Raw genomic sequence first — 17,702 nt, forward strand, 5'->3', positions numbered from 1 at the left:
GCAGCCGAGGAGACGTCATGACCACCACCACCGTGGCTCCGTACGACGAGTTGGCCGCCGCCCTTCGCGGCGACCTGATCACGCCGCAAGACCCGAGCTACGACGACGCCCGCTCCGTCTACAACGCCATGATCGACAAACGGCCCGCGGCCATCGCCCGTTGCCGGGACGTCGCCGACGTCATCGCCTGTGTCCGCTTCGGTCGTGACCACGGCCTCGAGATCGCCGTCCGGGGTGGCGGCCACAACGCCGCAGGGCTCGGTGTGTGGGACGACGCGCTGGTCATCGACCTGTCACTGCTCCGCAGCACCACTGTCGACCCCGTGAACCGCACCGTGCGCGCCGATGCCGGATGCACGTGGGGCGACGTCGACCACGCCACCGCCGCCTTCGGCATGGCCACCCCGTCTGGCTTCATCGCGTCCACGGGCGTGGCGGGCCTGACGCTCGGCGGCGGGATCGGCTACCTCACCCGGCGCTTCGGGCTCACGTCCGACAACCTCGTCTCCGCCGATGTCGTACTCGCCGACGGCACGTTCGTGACGGCGAACGAGAGCTCCCACAGCGACCTGTACTGGGCCCTGCGTGGTGGCGGCGGGAACTTCGGTGTGGTCACGTCCTTCACGTTCCGCTGCCACGACATCGGGGAGAACGGCACGATCATCGGCGGTCCGGTGCTCTACGACTTCGCCGACACCGACGCCGTGATGCGCTGGTACCGGGAGCTGATCCCGTCACTGCCCGAGGAGCTCAACGGCTGGATCGGGCTGATCACCATCCCGCCTGCACCACCGTTCCCCGAAGAGCTCTGGGGCCGCAAGGCCTGCGCGATCGTCTGGTGCTACACCGGCCCGCACGACCGGGCGGACGAGGTGCTCGAACCGATCACCACGTTCGGCTCGCCGCTGGTGGTCGGCCTGCACGACATGCCGTTCCCCGTGCTGCAGAGCGCATTCGACGCCCTGTACCCGGCCGGCCTGCAGTGGTACTGGCGTGCGGACGTCTTCACCACGATCTCCGACGCCGCCATTGACGTGCACCGCAAGTACGGCGCGCAACTGCCGTCGGGCCACTCCACCATGCACCTGTATCCCATCGACGGCGCCGCCTCCCGGGTGCCGGAGGGTGCCACGGCCTTCCCCTACCGCGACGGGGGCTGGGCGGGGGTCATCGTGGGCGTCGACCCGGACCCGGCGAACGCGGACGCGATCTCGCGCTGGGCCCGCGACTACTGGGAGGAGCTGCACCCGACCTCGGCCGGTGGCGCCTACGTCAACTTCCTCATGGACGAGGGACAGGACCGGGTGAAGGCGTCCTACCGCGGCAACTACGAGCGGCTGGCCCAGGTCAAGAAGCGCTACGACCCGGACAACCTGTTCCACGTCAACCAGAACGTCCGACCGGCCGAGTAACCGGTTCCGTCGGAACCCGGGGTCGCGCAGCGTGACGGGCCCCACCTACCGCCACCTGGCCCGGAAGCAGATGGTGGGTACGGGGGCCGGGTCCGTGACGGCTGCGACCCGTGGGGGGATGTAGGGAGAACGGAAATGGCGCGCATCGTCGTCATCGGCGCCGGTCTGACCGGCCTCGCCACGGCATTGCTGCTCGCCCGGGACGGTCACGACGTCACGGTGCTCGAGCGTGACCCGGCCGAACCGGACGGTGACGCGGAGTCGTTGTGGCGCAACTGGGAACGACCGGGCGTCAGCCAGTTCCGGCTGCCCCATCAGATGCTCGCCTACTGGCGACGGCTGATGGAACGGGAATTGCCCGAGGTGATCGACGAGGTCGAACGGCTGGGCGGCAGGCGCATCAATCCGATCGACACGATGCCGGTCGCCCTGACCGGTGGCATCCGCGCCGGTGACGAGGATCTGCGGGGGATGTCGGCACGCCGGCCGGTCCTGGAAGGGGCGCTGTCAGCGGTCGCGGCGCGCGCCCAGGGCGTCACGGTACGGCGAGGAGCGAGGGTGGCCGCGCTGGTGCCGGCCCCGCCGGGCGTCCACGGGGTTCCGCACGTCGGCGGAGTCGTGATCGACGCCGGCGAGAAGCTGAGCGCCGACCTCGTGGTCGACGCGATGGGCCGCAACACGTCCGTCGACCGGATGCTCGGCGCGATCGGCGCCCGCCGGCCCGACGAGCAGGCGGAGGAGCTCGGGTTCGTCTACTACTGCCGGCAGTTCCGCAACAACGAACCCGGCTCGGTGCCGCTCACGAGCGGCCTCATCCCGTACGAAGGGATGTCCCTGCTCACCATCTACGGGGACGCCGACACCTACAGCCTGTGCTTCTACGTGGCGTCCAACGATCGTGAGCTGCGCGGGCTGCGGGACGTCGACGCCTGGGAACGTGCATTGGCCCTGTTCCCCAACCTCGGCCGGCTGCGGTCGGTGTCCACGCCGATCACCGGGATCCAGGTGATGGCGGGCTCCCCCGATCGGCGCCGGTCGTTCGTCGTCGACGGGGCGCCGGTGGTCACCGGCCTGGTTGCAGTGGGCGACGCCGTCGTGCGGACCAACCCCTCGCTCGGCCGCGGCTCGGCCACCGGCCTCGTCCAGGCGTGCACACTGCGGGACGTGCTCCGCGACGTCGGGCCGGACCGGTCCGACGAGTTCGCAACCCGCTTCGCCGAGGCCATCGAGGCGGTGGTCGGCCCCCTCTACAGGAGGACGCTCGCCCAGGACCGGAACCGGATGGCCGAGATCCAGGCCGACATCGCCGGCACGCCCCACCGGCCCACCGGCGCGACCTGGCAACTGCAACGGGCGCTGCAGCGGTTGGTGCGGATGGACGCCGACGCGCTGCGCATCTACATGCGCAGCGCGCTGCATATCGAACCTCTCGACCCGGCGGTCTTCCCCGCCACACTGCGCGCCAAGATCGAGGCCGTCGACGACGAGGCGCCCCCGTACCCCGCGGGCGGCCCGACCCGTGCCCAGCTGCTGGCAGCGGTCGCGGACCAGCCCATACGGACCGTGGCGTAGGAACGCCCGAGCCCCGCGTCGGCTCAGCTGCCCTGGGAGAGCGGTGCGAGCAGCTCGTTCTCCAGCAGGTGACGCAGGATGAGCTCGTGTGACGTGACGAGGTGCAGGCGCGTGGACTCCGCGGCCGCAGCCGCGTCGCCTGCCCGAACCGCGTCGAGAATCTCCCGGTGCTCGGCATGCAGGTGCTCGAGGTTCTCGATCACCCCGATGTGCAGGTACAGGTACCGGTCGGTCAGGCGCCGGAGGTGCTGGGTCAGTTCGATCATCCGCGGGCGGTCGGCGCAGGTGAAGATGCGCGCGTGGAACCGCGCGTTGGCCTCCAGCCACTCGGCCGGTGAGACCTCCGCCTCCATCACGTCGACCAGCGCAGCCATCTGCGCCAGCTGGGCGCGGCCGACGTTCGGCACGGCCAGCCGGGTGAGCAGCGGCTCGACGGCCTCGCGCAGTTCGTAGAGCTCCTGCAGCTCGGCGATCGACAGCTCGCGCACGACGGAGGTGGCGGGCCCGAGGTCCACCAGGCCCTCGTTGGCCAGCACCTGCAACGCATCGCGCGCGGGCATCCGGCTCACGTCGTACTCCGCCGCGATGCGGGCCTGGGACAGCACCGTGCCGGGCTTGAGATCGCCGCTGAGCACCCGCCGTCGCAGATCGCGCGTGACCCGCCCCGCAGCCGACTCGGCCGCCGCCATGTGACCTCCTGCCGTTCGTCACGGCAAGTATGCACTTCGGTCATGAACTCACAAGGTGTCCCAACCTCGTAGCCCTTGCCACTCCGAGTGTCGCTGCCTAACGTCGGCTGTATACCGATAATGGCAAGCCGTATACCGAACAAGGAGCCAACGATGTCCATCACCGCTCCGTCGACCCAGGGGGCCGACCCGATCGAGGGTCTGCCGACCGGGCTCCGCATCGGAGGGCATGTCGTGGAGGGCCGCGCCCCGCGGATCCCCGTCACGAACCCCGCCACCGGCGAGGTCTTCACGGACGTGGCGGGAGCGAGCGAGGAGGACGTCGACGAGGCCGTCCGGGTCGCCGACGAGACGTTCCGCTCGGGGGTGTGGCGCGACCTGCCGATCCACGACCGCGCACGAGTGATCAACCGGTTCGCCGACGGCATCGAAGCTCGGATGACCGACCTCTACCGGCTCGAGACCCTGAACAACGGCCGGCCGATCACGGAGACCAGGGCGCAGATCACCCGGCTCGCGGAGTGGTACCGCTACAACGCGGCCCTGCTGCTCGCCGACCGCGGGTCGGTCGTCCCGCTGCGGGGCGACTACCACGCCTACACCAGCCGTTTCCCCCTCGGCGTGGTCGGGATCCTGTCCTCGTTCAACCACCCGATGATGATCGCGTCGAAGAGCCTCGCCCCCGCGCTGGCCACCGGCAACACCGTGGTGCTCAAGCCGTCCGAGCAGACCCCGCTCACCGCGCTGCTGCTGGGCCAGATCGCGCAGGAGGCCGGCATCCCCGACGGCGTGCTCAACGTCGTGCCCGGTCTCGGCCCGACCGCGGGAGCCGCCCTGACCGAGCACCCGCTGGTCAAGAAGGCCGTCTTCACCGGGGGCACGGAGCCGGGCCGGGCGATCGCGGTCGCGACGGCCAAGCGGTTCGCCAAGGCCACACTCGAGCTCGGCGGCAAGTCCCCCGTCCTGATCTTCGACGACACCCCCATCGACGTCGCCGCTCGAGGTGCCGCCTTCGGTGGCTTCATCGGGGCCGGTCAGACGTGCATCGCCGGAAGCAGGCTGCTGATCCAGCGCGGCATCTACGACGACGTCATCGAGGCGCTGTCGAAGGTCGCCAGGTCGATCCGCATCGGCGACCCCGCACTGGAGACCACCCAGCTCGGCCCGGTGATCTCGAAGCGGGCCCAGGAACGCATCCTCGGGTACGTCGAGCTCGGCCGCAGTGAAGGCGCACGGGTCGCCACCGGCGGGCGCGCAGCTGAGGTGCCCGGCCTTCCCGGCGGGTTCTTCATCGAGCCCACCGTCCTCGCCGACGTCACCAACGACATGCGGATCGCCCGCGAGGAGATCTTCGGGCCGGTCGTCGTCGCCGTCCCGTTCGACGACGAGGAGGAGGCCATCACCCTGGCCAACGACTCGCCGTACGGGCTGGGCTCGTCGGTCTGGACGCGGGACGTCGCCCGTGCGCACCGGGTGGCCGGGCGGCTCGAGATGGGCATGGTCTGGATCAACGACCACCACCGGCTCGACCCGTCGTCGCCGTGGGGTGGCCTGCGCGAGAGCGGCGTCGGCCGGGAAGGCGGCTGGGAGTCGTTCAACGACTTCACCCACGTCCGCGCGATCACCGTCCGCACGGCGCCGGACGACGTCGACTGGTACGGCGGCGTCGCGACGGAAAGGCTCAACTGATGGGCGGCCTGACCGTCTCCACGCCGGCCGAGGGCATCGTCGATGTCGAGTTGGACAACGGGTCCGACAACCTCCTGAGCATCGCGATGGTCGAGCAGCTCACCGAGCTGTTGCTGCGCCCGCCGGCCGGCGCACACGTCCTCCGGTTGCGGGCCAACGGCTCGGCGTTCTGCCTCGGCCGTGAGCGGGCAGGCACCACTCCGGAGGATCTGCACGCCGAGACGGAGGTGCTGGTCGGTCTCCAGCGCGCGCTGCGCCGGACGAAGCTGGTGACCGTCGCGCAGGTGCAGGGCGACGCAGCCGGGTTCGGCGTCGGCGTCCTGGCGGCGTGTGACGTGGCGGTCGCTGTCTCGACCGCGAAGTTCTGGTTCCCCGAGGTCGGCATCGGCCTGGCACCGGCACTCGTGCTGGCCTGGCTGCCCAAGGTGGTCGGTGAGCGGCAGGCGTTCTGGCTCACCGCCACCGGCGAGAAGATCACCGCCGCACGCGCGGTGGAGCTCGGCCTGCTCAACGCCGTGGTCTCCGGGCCGGACGAGCTGACCAAGGACAGCGACGAGCGCATCACCGCGTTGCGTCAGCACGACCCCCGCATCCACGCCGAGATCCGGGAGATGTTGGAGGCCGGCCGCTCCCTCGACGAGGACCAGGCCCTCGAACTGAGCATCGACCGCCTGGTCGTCGGGGGCTTGCGCCGCCTGCGCCTGCTCGGCGACGTCACGAATTCCTGATCCCCGCAACGGCCTGGCAAAGGAGCCGACGATGGCAGTCGCACGCCCCGGCGCGCACTCCTGGCGTCATGAGATCAGCCGTTACCAATGGGCCGTCCTGGTCGCCACCACAATGGGGTGGGCGCTGGACGGCTTCGATTCCAGCCTGTTCACGCAGGTCGCCGGCCCGGCGACCACCGACCTGCTCGGTCACCCGTCCTCGTTCTACAGCGGCCTCGCCGTCACGGTCTTCCTGTTCGGCTGGGCGGTGGGCGCGATCGCGTTCGGCGCGCTGGCGGACTACGTCGGACGCGTCCGGGTCCTGATCATCGGAGTGCTGACCTACTCCGTGTTCACCGCGCTGGCCACGCTGTCCGGCGAGTTCTGGCATTTCGCGGTTCTGCGTTTCATCGCCGGGATCGGCTCCGGCGTGGAGCTTCCGATCGGCGCGGCGCTGGTGGCCGAAGCGTGGAACAACCGCCACCGCGCCAAGGCCAGCGGCATCATGATGTCCGGCCTGGCGATCGGCTCGTTCCTCTCGGCGATCGTCTACAACTTCGTCGGCGGCTTCGGATGGCGGATCACTCTCGCCTTCGGCCTCATTCCGGCCCTCCTCGTGCTGTTCATCCGCCAGCACGTGCACGAGCCCGAGTCGACGGCGACGGTCAAGGCCGCACGTGCGGTGCGCAAGCAGGAGCGGGCGGCGGGAGCCCGCAAGATCGCGGCCGACCGCTTCGTCCTCACGCAGCTGTTCACGCCTCCGATGCTCCGGCGGACCCTGCCCTGCACGGTCATCTGCATCGGCGCGCTGTTCGCGTTCTGGGGGGTCACCACCTGGACCCCGCAGATCGTCCGCGAGATCGTCGGGGAGCACGGCGTCACCGGGAACGCCGTGGTCGGCTACGTGTCATGGGCCACGGCCATGCTCAACCTCGGTGGCCTGATCGGGTACGCCAGCTGGGGGTTCATCGCCGACAAGATCGGCCGCAAGCCCACCTTCGTGATGAGCCTGGTCATCGGCATCATCGCCGTCTGCGTGCTCTACCCGTTCGGCACGAGCTTCACGGCCTACATGTGGCTGCTGCCCTTCGTCGGTTTCGGCGTGTTCGGCGTGCTCTCGGGCAGCGCCGTGTTCTTCCCCGAGCTGTTCGGCGCCTCGGTGCGGGCATCGGCCCTCGCGGTGACCAACAGCATCGGCCGGCTCTTCACCGCCGCAGGCCCACTTCTCGCCGGCGCAATTGCGACGCAGTGGTTCGGCGGCAGTTTGGCCCTGGCCACGACCGCGGTCTCCGCATTGATCGTGATCGCGTTCATCGGCCTGGCATTCACCCCGGAAACCCACGGGGAGTTCCTCTTCGACGACAACCCCGCGACTTCGGTCGACGGGCTCGTCGCCGGGGGCATCGTCAGCGAAGGAATACGACCATGAGAACCATTGACCACTGGATCGGCGGCAAGCCGACCGCAGGCACGACCCACCGGGTCGGCCTGGTGTACGACCCGGCCACCGGCCGGCAACAGGCCGAGGTGGCCCTGGCCGACGCCACTGACGTCGGCCTCGCCGTCCAGGCCGCGTCCGAGGCGTTCGTCTCGTGGTCGCAGACCTCGCTGAGCAAACGGACGGGCATCCTGTTCGCCTTCCGCGAGCTGGTGCGGGCCCACACCGACGAGCTCGCCGAGCTGATCACGTCCGAGCACGGCAAGGTGCTCGCCGACGCCCGGGGCGAGGTCCAACGGGGTCTGGAGGTCGTCGAGTTCGCGTGCGGGATCCCGCAGTTGCTCAAGGGCGAGTTCTCCGACCAGGTCTCCACGGGCATCGACAGCTTCTCGTTCCGCCAGCCGCTCGGGGTGGTCGCCGGGATCACGCCGTTCAACTTCCCGGTGATGGTCCCGATGTGGATGAACCCCATCGCCATCGCCTGCGGCAACACCTTCGTGCTCAAGCCGAGCGAGCGGGTGCCATCGGCGTCCGTGCTGCTCGCCGAGCTGTGGGCGGAGGCGGGGCTGCCCGACGGCGTCTTCAACGTCGTGAACGGCGACAAGGTGGCGGTCGACGCGCTGCTCGACCACCCGGACGTTGCCGCGGTGTCCTTCGTCGGTTCCACTCCCATCGCCCGCTACGTGCACGAACGCGCGACGCAGGCAGGCAAGCGCGTGCAGGCGCTAGGCGGCGCGAAGAACCACGCCGTGGTGCTCCCGGACGCCGACATCGACTTCGCCGCCGACCACCTGACCGCTGCGGCCTTCGGTTCCGCGGGCCAGCGCTGCATGGCGATCTCCGCTGCGGTCGCCGTGGGCGACGCCGCCGACAGGCTCGTCGCGACGCTGCGCGCGAAGGCGGCAGCCGTCCAGGTCGGTCCGGGCACCGACTCCACCAGCGAGATGGGTCCGGTGATCACCCAGCAGTCCAAGGACCGGATCATCGGGTACGTCACCTCGGCAGAGGGCCAGGGCGCCACCCTCGTGGCCGACGGCCGCGCGATCCAGTCCGACGCCCTGCAGGACGGGTACTTCGTCGGGCCGACCGTGATCGACCACGTGACGGCCGAGATGGACGTCTACCGCAACGAGGTCTTCGGCCCCGTACTGGTGGTCCTGCGCGCCGAGACGCTCGACGAGGCGATCGCGCTGATCAACGCCAACCCGTACGGCAACGGCACGTCCGTCTTCACGGGCAGCGGGGAGGCTGCGCGCCGGTTCCAGCGCGAGGTCCACGTCGGCATGATCGGAATCAACGTTCCGATCCCGGTGCCCATGGCGTACTACTCGTTCGGCGGGTGGAAGGACTCACTGTTCGGCGACACGCACGTGCACGGCCCCGAGGGCGTCCGCTTCCACACCCGGGCCAAGGTCGTCACCTCCCGCTGGCCGCACTCCGAGACGGGCGGGGGTGCCAGCTACAGCTTCCCGACCTCGAACTGAGAAAGACGTGCGCGCACGAAGAACGTCCGCTCCCACGCGCCGGCCACGGACCGTAACGCAACGGACCCCGTGGCCGGCGCGTCCTTCGCATTATGGAACCGTAATGCTTCCGGACGGGTACTCCTGACAGTTCTATGGCTCCATAATCACATTCGCGGGAGAGGATCGCGTAAACGCGACCTTCACGACGAACGACGGCGTGCGCCTCAGCTACACCGACCACGGCACCGGTGCGCCCGTGGTGTTCGTGCACGCCTGGCAGGGCAGTTCCCATTTGTGGAGCCCGGTCGCCGAGCAGCTTCCCGGGTACCGGCGGGTGCTCTACGACCAGCGCGGCCACGGCGCGTCCGGGGACCCGGAGGCAGGCTGGCACCTGCACCGGCTGGCGTTCGACCTGCACGAACTTCTCGACCACCTGGCTCTCGACGACGTGACGCTCATCGGGCACTCGATGGGCTGCTCGGTGATCTGGGCCTACCTCGAGCTGTTCGGCCCCGCCAGGGTGCACAAACTGGCGTTCGCCGACCACACCCCGCTGATGATCCACGAGGCCGGTGCGGACGAGGAGTCCTCTTCTCGCGGGATCTCGGCGCTGTCCGAGGAGCAGATCTCGGGGATCGTGAAAGGCATCGCCAACCCGGCGACGCGCGAGTACATGCTTCCCGGGTTTCTGTCGGGGCTGTTCCTCCCCGATTTCCCCGAGGAGCGCAAGCGCGAGGTCATCGCCGGAGCCATGCGCGTCGACGGTGCCTTCTCCTCGGCGCTGTTCGACGACTTCGCGCACCAGGACTGGCGTCGCCAGGTCCTGCAGATCGAGCAACCCACCCTCGTCATCGCCGGCGGGGCGAGCCTGGTGCCGCTGACTGCGCAACAGTGGGTTGCCGACCAGGTGCCGGGCGCGCGTCTGGAGGTCGTGGACGGTGCCGACGGCGGCAGCCACATGCTCGTCCTCGAAGCCGACACGCAAGTGGCCGGGCTGCTGGCGACGTTCCTCGCGGACTGACGCGCCGATGGCCGGGCGCCTCGCTCGTCCGACGTGAGTCCGCCCACCGGGCGCATCTGTAGGGTCCGCTGGCGTGATTTCTGCTGACGGCCGCGCACCCGCCGAGCTCGACCTCGTGGTCTGGGGAGCCACCGGATTCACCGGCAGGCTCGTTGCCGAGCGCCTCGCGAGCCACGGCCACGGCCTGCGGTGGGGATTGGCCGCCCGCGACGAGATGGCGTTACATCGGTTGAGCAAGGAGATCGGCGCCCCGCCGGACACGCCGTTGATCGTCGCCGACGCACACGACGCACCGTCGCTGCTCGCGCTCGTGACCCGCACCCGGATGGTGCTCAGCACGGTCGGTCCCTTCCAGCACGTCGGAGCCTTGCTGGTCGAGCTGTGCGCGACGAACGGCACGGACTACGTCGACATCAACGGCGAGCCCCTCTGGATGCGGAGCATGATCGATCGCTTCGAGGCCGACGCCCGGCGCACGGGCGCCCGGATCGTCTTCTCCTGCGGTTTCGAGTCCGTTCCGTTCGAGCTCGGTGTGCACGTCCTCGAGTCGAGAGCCGTCACGCGCTGGGGGGTCCCGCTGCCGCGGGTGAACAGCCGGATCGCCCTCGCCGACGTCGGCGGCTTCACCGCCGGGAGCATCGCGAGCCTCGTGGCCTCGGCCGAAGCGGCACGAACCGACCCGGCGCTGGGCGCCCTGGCGAACGACCCGTTCCTGCTGGCCGGGGGCTTCCGCGGCCCGGAACAGCCCCGGCCCACCGAGCCCGAGTTCGACGACCGGCTCGGGATGTGGGCGGCTCCGTGGGTGATGGGCCCGATCAACGCGGCGAACCTGCACCGCTCGAACGCCCTGCAGGGGCACGCCTGGAGCGAGGACTTCACCTACGACGAGCTGATGCTCGCGGGCCCAGGAGATCTCGGCCGGGAGATCGCCGCGGAGATGACCGCGGTGATGGCAGCGATCGTGGCACCCCGTGCAGCCGGCGCCGCGCACGGCAACCAGGCCGATCTCGTCGCCGGGGCCGCGCCCACCTACCGGATCCTGCTGGTCGGCACCGACACCGACGGACGCCGTCTGCGGACCACGGTCGCGGGTGAGGGCAACCCCGGCGACGAGGCGACGGCGGCGATGGTCACCGAGGTCGCCCGCTGCCTGCTCGACGACGTATCCGGCGCTGCGGGCGGCATGTGGACCCCGGGGGCGCTCGCGGGCGACCTCCTCGTCGCCCGGCTGGCCGAACGCGGTGTGATGACCTTCTGACCATCTTACTTGCAGATCAATAGTCAGAGTGGCATCGTCGGACTCACACAGTCTCGACGGAGGGCTCGCTATGAGTGCCATCTCGGACACAGGCCGTCCGGCCCGAATTCTCGTCGTCGGTGCAGGCGCGGTCGGCGGACTGTTCGGTGCCCGGCTGACCGACGCCGGTCGCGACGTCACCTTCCTGCTGCGTCCGCGCCGGGCAGAGCAGGTCCGCAGAGACGGGCTGCACATCATCGAGGGCGGCGAACACCACGTCGTGCATCCCCAGGTGACCACCGCGGACGCCATCGAGGACCCGGCGGACGTGATCCTTCTCGGCCTGCGGGCCACCGCCCTCGCCCCAGCCCTCGACGACGTTGCGCCGGCGGTCGGCGAGGACACCGCGATCGTGCCCGTTCTCAACGGCATGGCCCACCTGGACGTCCTCGACGCCCGCTTCGACCGCAAGCGTGTTCTGGGCGGGGTGGCGCTGACCGTCACGTCACTCGACGAGGACGGCAACGTCGCCGTACTGGCGCCGACCGCACAACTCACCGTCGGCGAACGAACCGACTCCCCGCCCGACCGCGCGAAGGCCGTGCAGACCGCCCTGGGCGGTGCCGGCATCGACGTGCGGGTCTCCGACGACATCGTCGGAGAGATGTGGGCGAAGTGGTCGTTCATCGCGACCGTCGGGGCGCTGACGTGCCTGATGCGCGCCCCGGTCGGCGAGATCGTCGCCACACCGGGCGGCACCGACCTCGCTGTCGGCCTGCTCGACGAGACCGCCACGGTCGCCGCGGCGGCCGGGCACCCCGTCCCGCACGAGGCGTTGGCCAACACCTGCGGCGCGGTGACCAAGCCGGGATCGACCCTGGCCTCGTCGATGTACCGCGACGTCGTCGCGGGCCGGCGGACCGAGGTGGAGCACGTGCTGGCCGACCTCGCCGACCGCGGGCACGCCCTCGGTGTCGCGACCCCGCTGCTCGACCTGGCCACCCTGCACCTGCGTGTGCGCGAGCGGATGCTGGACCATTGACGGCAGCGACGTCGTAAGCTATTGAGCAGCAAGTCAGCTGGAGTGCAACAGGAGGGCGAATGGCAGGACCCCGACGCGGGGACGCCCGCGGTCCCTGCCCGATCGGACGTGCGATCGACGTGCTCGGTGACCGATGGACGCTGCTCGTGCTGCGCAACGCCACCGTCGGCATGTCCCGGTTCGACGAGTTCAAGGCCGACCTCGGCATCGCCGACAACATCCTCTCCGACCGGCTGAGGAAGCTGGTGGAGCACGGCCTGCTCACGAAGCGGCCGTATCGGGACGAAAGCGGCGGCCGCACCCGCAACGAGTACCGGCTGACCGAGGCCGGAGCAGCGATCCTCCCGGTGCTGCATGCAATGTACGACTGGGGAGCCACACACACGGGCCCGGCGGAAGCCACCGCGCCCATGCAGGTGGTGCACCGTACGTGCGGCGAGCCCGTCGAACCGGGCGGGGACTGCCCTCGCTGCGGCGTCCACGTCACCCGCGAGGAAGAGGCCTGGGTCCGCCCCTGGCGCTCCCCCGAAGCGATCCCGCTCGCACCGGCCGTCTGAGGCCACCCACCCACACCCTCCGGTTCCCCGAGTGCACGGGAGTGGGTCTCCAGGTGGCGGAGAAGTGTCCCGCTTGTCACGCCGCGCTCGGGCGCCCGACCCGGACCGCATAGTTAGCATTGGCAAGTGGCTCGGATCCCGGATGTACTCCGTGCGCCTCTGACGAGCATCGGCCCGATCGGGATCGGTGCGCCGGAGCGGTTCGACCGGGCGTCGCCGCTGCCGGACCGTCCGCTGCCGGCCGAGGGATCCTGATGCCGACGGAACTGGAGGGCCGCCAGGCGGACGCCGGCCCGGACGACAACTACAAGTGGGTGGCGCTGGCCAACACGACCGCCGCCGTCTTCATGTCGCTGCTCGACGGCTCGATCGTCCTCATCTCGCTCCCTGCCATCTTCCGCGGCATCCATCTGGACCCGCTCGCGCCGGAGAACGTCAGCTACCTGCTGTGGATGATCATGGGCTACCGGCTCGTCCAGGCCGTATTCGTCGTCACCCTCGGCCGCCTCGGCGACATGTACGGCCGCGTACGGATCTACAACGCGGGCTTCGCCGTCTTCACCCTCGCGTCCATCCTGCTGTCCTTCGACCCGTTCGACGGCGGCCACGGTGCGATGTGGCTGATCGGCTGGCGGACGCTGCAGGCCATCGGCGGCTCCATGCTCACCGCCAACTCGGCCGCGATCCTCACCGACGCCTTCCCGAGCGACCAACGTGGGTTCGCGCTGGGCATCAACCAGGTCGCCAGCCTGGCGGGCCAGTTCGTCGGGCTGATCGCCGGCGGCGTGCTGGCGATCTTCGACTGGCGGGCGGTGTTCTGGGTGAACGTCCCCGTCGGGATCTTCGGGACGATCTGGGCCTACCGCAAGCTCCGGGAGACCAGCACCCGGCCGACCGGCACCGTCCGCATCGACTGGTGGGGCAACATCACGTTCGCCGTGGGGCTGGGCGCTCTCCTCGTCGCGATCACCGAGGCCATCCGTCCGTACGGCGGCCATTCCATGGGCTGGACCGATCCTTGGGTGCTCGGAACGCTCGTCTGCGGGGTGGTGGCGCTCGCGGCGTTCGTCGTGATCGAGCTCAAGGTGGCCGAGCCGATGTTCGAGTTGGCGCTGTTCCGCATCCAGGCCTTCACCGCAGGCAACCTGGCGGGCTTCGCCACGAGGCTCGCGCAGGGCGGCTTGCAGTTCATGCTCATCATCTGGTTGCAAGGCATCTGGCTACCCCTGCACGGCTACGACTACAGCGACACGCCTCTGTGGGCCGGGATCTTCCTGCTCCCCCTGACCGCCGCCTTCCTCGTCGCGGGTCCCATCTCGGGGTACCTCTCCGACCGGATCGGCGCCGGTGGTCTCGCGACCGGCGGAATGGTCCTGTTCGCCGGCAGCTTCGTCGGCCTGATGCTGCTACCGATCGACTTCGGCTACTGGGTCTTCGCGCTGCTCATCGCCGCCAACGGGGTCGGCATCGGCATGTTCAGCTCCCCCAACTCCGCCTCGATCATGAGCAGCGTGCCCGCCCGGGCTCGCGGCGAGGCCTCCGGAATGCGCTCGACGTTCCAGAACACCGGCACGTCGCTGTCGATCGGCGTGTTCTTCACGCTGCTGATCGCCGGGCTGGCCGCCGGCCTCCCGCACTCGCTGACGGCGAGCCTGCAGCAGCAGGGCGTGCCGCACGGCGTCGCCCAGCAGATCGGCGATCTGCCGCCGGTGTCGTCGCTGTTCGCGACGATCCTGGGCGTGACCCCCATCCAGACGCTGCTCGGACCCAGTGGCGTGCTCACGTCGTTGCCGGCGGCGAACCAGCAGACACTCACCGGTCGCGAGTTCTTCCCGCACCTGCTCTCGGCGCCGTTCCACGAGGGCCTGGTGCTGGTGTTCGCCGTATCCACCGGACTCGCGGTGTTGGCCGCCATCGCGTCGGCGCTGCGAGGAGGGCGCCAGGCCGGGCGGAGCGCCTGACCGCGGCACGCAGGGGCGAACGTGCGGAGCGACTCCTCCGTTTGCGGCTGCAAAAGCAACGAATTCACGAATAAGCGGCATGTCCATTTCGTCGCGTCGACGATTGATCGCGATGCCCGCCGCGCATGCCGTCGCGATAACAAGCATTTTCCGCGATCGCTTTCCGAATCTACGATCACCATCATGACCTCCACCCAGAACTCCAGCAGGCGCCGCAGCGAGGATCTTCGTCCGTTCGTTGCTCCCTCGGAGCTGGCCGACAATCTCCAAGCCGTACTGGTCGATCTCGTGGAGCTGCATCTGCAGGCCAAGCAGGCGCACTGGAACGTGATCGGGCCCGGGTTCCGCTCCATGCATCTCAGCCTGGACGAGCTGGTCGACACCGCCCGGGAGGCGAGTGACACCATCGCGGAGCGGATGCGCGCCCTGCAGACCGTTCCCGACGGGCGGTCGGACACGGTCACGGCGACGACGAGCCTGCCCGCCTACCCCAGCGGAACACGGCAGAAGGCGGAGACGGTCGAGCTCGTGACCGCACGGATCACCGCTGCCGTCGGCACCATGCGGGGTGTGCACGACAGGGTCGACGCCGCGGATCCCGCCACCTCGGATCTGCTCCACGCGATCATCGACGACCTCGAGAAGCGCGCCTGGATGATCGCGGCGGAGCAGTCCCCCACGCCGTGATCCGGGACCAGCAGGCTGCCGTCATGCCCTCTGGTAGCTACGGCCCGAGGGCATGACCGTCGGGGCCGGCTGCTCGTGGGCGGCCGAGACCGCGGCGTCGAGGAAGCACCGCAGCAGCGGATCCGGCTGATGCGGCCGGTACAGGAGCCGCACCGGAACGGAAGGCGCGCCGACCAGAGGGATCAGGGCGACACCGGGGTGCAGCCCCGGCCGGGCGACCGAGGCGGGGACGGCACCGACACCGTGGTCGGCTCGGACCAGCTCGAGCCAATCGTCGAAGTTCGAGCAGGTCACGATCTGCTGCGGGCGATGCCGAGGGCCCCACTGCTCCGGCCGGGTGCTCCCGTAGACGGTGTTCACGACCAGCGGCCGATCGGCCAGCTCGTCCCAGTGCAGCTTCTCACGCGTGGCGAGCGGAGAACGCGCGGAGACGGCTGCGACGCGGTCCTCGTCGAACAGGTGAACGGCGGTGAGCCCGGGCAGCGTCCTGGCGCCGCGCAGGACCACCACGTCCACCTCACCGGCGGCCAGATCTGCCACCAGGTCGGCGCAGCGTGAGACCGTCACCGTTGCCGCCGTCGCCTGCTCGAACCGGTCGATGGCGAGCTGTGCCCACGGGTGCGGCAACACCCAGTGGAACCCCAGCCGCAACTCCCGCTCATCGCTCGTCGCGGCCATGGCACGGTCGAACTCGGCGAGCACCCGGCGGACGCGCTCCAGGAACCGCCGCCCCACATCGGTCAGCTCCACCGGCCGCGCGTTGCGCGCGATCAACCGGACCTGCAGCGCGGTCTCGAGCTGCTGCACCGTCCGGGTGAGCGCGGGCTGCGTGATCATGAGCTCCCGGGATGCCATCGTGAACGATCGGTGCGTCGCGACGGACGCGAACGCCCGCAGATGCCGCATCTCGACATTCATCGCAGCTGCCGACATATTTCCCCCCTTGCCGAACGGTTCGCCGGGGCCACATCAGAAACTAATCGCGGCCGGGCGCGCTGTCTGCCCACGACGCATCGACCCACAGAACGCCGTACAGCCACCGCCGGGAACCGGTGATCGAATGGGCGCCGACACGAGCGCGCGAATTATTTCCGTTCATGGGGAACGCCTTCTAGCGTGGGGACAGCCGAGCCCAGGAGGAGACCGATGACCGACCCGACGACACAGTCGAACAGCCGGCGAACCTGGTTGGTCACGGGCGCCACCTCCGGCATCGGCCGCGAGCTCGTCGCGCAGGTTCTCGCCGCCGGCGACCAGGTCACGGCCGTCGCCCGCCGCAGCGCACGGCTCGGCGACCTCACGGAGAAGTACGCGGGCACCGTGCTCGCGATCGACGCCGATGTGCGCAACGAGGACGACGTGCAGCGGGCCGTCGACGCGACCGTCGAGTCGTTCGGACGCATCGACGTGGTCGCCAACAACGCGGGTTACGGCCTGTTCGGCGCTGTCGAGGAGGCCGGTGACGAGCAGGCGCGGGCGATCTTCGACACCAACGTCTTCGGGGTGCTCAACGTCCTGCGTGCGGCGCTGCCCGTGCTGCGCAGGCAACGGTCCGGGCACGTGCTGCAGGGCTCCTCCTTCTACGGCCAGTTCGCGCACCCCGGCGTCGGCCTGCTGGCCGCCACGAAGTACGCGGTGGAAGGGCTGAGCGATGCGCTGGTCAGCGAGCTCGAGCCGCTCGGTATCCGGGTGACGATCGTCCAGCCCGCGCCGACGGCCACGAACTTCCTGGACAACCTCGAGATCGCCACGCCGATCAGCGACTACGACCGGACGGTGCGTCAGGTACAAGCCGAGATCGACTCCCTGCCGCCGGGCGCGTTCGTCAGTGCCGAGCAGATCGCGGCCGGCATCATCGCTGCGGTCGACAGCGACCGTGCACCGTTGCGCCTCGCCCTCGGCAGCAGCGGGGCGAACGCGATGCGTACGGCCCTCAACGCCCGGCTGGACGATCTCGACGACTGGGCCGCTGTCACCGACGGTGTATTCGACTGACGGGACGATGCACGGTCACTCGCCGACGCCCGGTTGACAGCAATAATCCCTTCGTAATGATTTCGGGCCGGCACACAGGAATGGCCGGGGCCGATCCGCTCCCGTCCGGACCAACTGGCGGAGCGCACCGCTTGAACGAGCGATACGTGCGGGAATGACTCGCCGGTTGCCGACGTCGGATGTAGGTTCGACCGTTCCACCATGCTGACAGCCGAGGTGTTTCCGAAAT

15 protein-coding genes are annotated in these 17,702 nt (G+C 69.8%); 13 read left to right on the plus strand and 2 right to left on the minus strand.

Annotated elements, in window-relative coordinates; genetic code table 11:
• Window positions 1–17: 17 nt before the first annotated feature.
• Both ACQPZQ_RS34970 and ACQPZQ_RS34975 read left to right on the plus strand, forming a co-directional pair.
• Window positions 18–1,412, plus strand: coding sequence for an FAD-binding oxidoreductase (locus ACQPZQ_RS34970; RefSeq protein WP_433288041.1), 1,395 nt, complete (start codon window positions 18–20; stop codon window positions 1,410–1,412).
• A gap of 135 nt (window positions 1,413–1,547) precedes the next feature.
• Window positions 1,548–2,984, plus strand: coding sequence for an FAD-dependent oxidoreductase (locus ACQPZQ_RS34975; RefSeq protein ID WP_433288043.1), 1,437 nt, complete (start codon window positions 1,548–1,550; stop codon window positions 2,982–2,984).
• Window positions 2,985–3,007: 23 nt separating this feature from the next.
• On the opposite strand, the gene ACQPZQ_RS34980 is transcribed toward ACQPZQ_RS34975, so the two are convergent.
• The gene (locus ACQPZQ_RS34980; RefSeq protein ID WP_433288045.1) at window positions 3,008–3,673 is read right to left on the minus strand and encodes a GntR family transcriptional regulator; all 666 of its coding nucleotides are present in this window, start codon (window positions 3,671–3,673) and stop codon (window positions 3,008–3,010) included.
• 153 nt (window positions 3,674–3,826) lie between these two features.
• On the opposite strand from ACQPZQ_RS34980, the gene ACQPZQ_RS34985 reads away from it, so the two are divergent.
• From ACQPZQ_RS34985 to ACQPZQ_RS35030, 10 genes are all read left to right on the plus strand, one after another.
• On the plus strand, window positions 3,827–5,362 hold the full coding sequence (locus ACQPZQ_RS34985) for an aldehyde dehydrogenase (RefSeq protein WP_433288047.1): 1,536 nt from the start codon (window positions 3,827–3,829) through the stop codon (window positions 5,360–5,362).
• The gene (locus ACQPZQ_RS34990; RefSeq protein ID WP_433288049.1) at window positions 5,362–6,090 is read left to right on the plus strand and encodes an enoyl-CoA hydratase/isomerase family protein; all 729 of its coding nucleotides are present in this window, start codon (window positions 5,362–5,364) and stop codon (window positions 6,088–6,090) included. The genes ACQPZQ_RS34985 and ACQPZQ_RS34990 overlap by 1 nt, the downstream gene beginning before the upstream one ends.
• Before the next feature lie 31 nt (window positions 6,091–6,121).
• Complete coding sequence (locus tag ACQPZQ_RS34995; RefSeq protein ID WP_433288051.1) at window positions 6,122–7,498, plus strand: MFS transporter; 1,377 nt, start codon at window positions 6,122–6,124, stop codon at window positions 7,496–7,498.
• Window positions 7,495–8,991: a CoA-acylating methylmalonate-semialdehyde dehydrogenase gene (locus ACQPZQ_RS35000; RefSeq protein ID WP_433288053.1), complete on the plus strand. Its 1,497-nt coding sequence runs from the start codon at window positions 7,495–7,497 to the stop codon at window positions 8,989–8,991. Before ACQPZQ_RS34995 ends, ACQPZQ_RS35000 begins: the two co-directional genes overlap by 4 nt.
• Window positions 8,992–9,190: 199 nt before the next feature.
• Window positions 9,191–9,994, plus strand: a complete 804-nt coding sequence (locus tag ACQPZQ_RS35005) for an alpha/beta fold hydrolase (protein ID WP_433288055.1) — start codon at window positions 9,191–9,193, stop codon at window positions 9,992–9,994.
• A 73-nt stretch (window positions 9,995–10,067) separates the two neighbouring features.
• Window positions 10,068–11,252, plus strand: a complete 1,185-nt coding sequence (locus ACQPZQ_RS35010; RefSeq protein ID WP_433288057.1) for a saccharopine dehydrogenase family protein — start codon at window positions 10,068–10,070, stop codon at window positions 11,250–11,252.
• 70 nt (window positions 11,253–11,322) lie between these two features.
• Entirely contained in the window at window positions 11,323–12,273 is a 951-nt protein-coding gene (locus ACQPZQ_RS35015; RefSeq protein ID WP_433288059.1) for a ketopantoate reductase family protein, read from the plus strand.
• Window positions 12,274–12,332: 59 nt separating this feature from the next.
• On the plus strand, window positions 12,333–12,830 hold the full coding sequence (locus tag ACQPZQ_RS35020) for a winged helix-turn-helix transcriptional regulator (protein ID WP_433288061.1): 498 nt from the start codon (window positions 12,333–12,335) through the stop codon (window positions 12,828–12,830).
• Window positions 12,831–13,084: 254 nt separating this feature from the next.
• Complete coding sequence (locus ACQPZQ_RS35025; RefSeq protein ID WP_433288063.1) at window positions 13,085–14,791, plus strand: MFS transporter; 1,707 nt, start codon at window positions 13,085–13,087, stop codon at window positions 14,789–14,791.
• A gap of 183 nt (window positions 14,792–14,974) precedes the next feature.
• Window positions 14,975–15,478 (plus strand): Dps family protein, encoded by a 504-nt coding sequence (locus tag ACQPZQ_RS35030; RefSeq protein WP_433288065.1) that lies wholly within the window; start codon window positions 14,975–14,977, stop codon window positions 15,476–15,478.
• Between the two features lie 21 nt (window positions 15,479–15,499).
• Here the strand turns inward: ACQPZQ_RS35030 and ACQPZQ_RS35035 are convergent, their stop codons facing one another.
• Window positions 15,500–16,411, minus strand: a complete 912-nt coding sequence (locus ACQPZQ_RS35035; RefSeq protein WP_433288067.1) for a LysR family transcriptional regulator — start codon at window positions 16,409–16,411, stop codon at window positions 15,500–15,502.
• A 213-nt stretch (window positions 16,412–16,624) separates the two neighbouring features.
• Here ACQPZQ_RS35035 and ACQPZQ_RS35040 point away from each other — a divergent pair, with 213 nt between their 5' ends.
• Window positions 16,625–17,473 (plus strand): SDR family NAD(P)-dependent oxidoreductase, encoded by an 849-nt coding sequence (locus ACQPZQ_RS35040; protein ID WP_433288069.1) that lies wholly within the window; start codon window positions 16,625–16,627, stop codon window positions 17,471–17,473.
• Window positions 17,474–17,702: the final 229 nt, after the last annotated feature.

The sequence above is a fragment of the Pseudonocardia sp. CA-142604 genome (genome assembly GCF_050948475.1).
GTDB classification, from domain to species: Bacteria; Actinomycetota; Actinomycetes; order Mycobacteriales; family Pseudonocardiaceae; genus Pseudonocardia; species Pseudonocardia alaniniphila.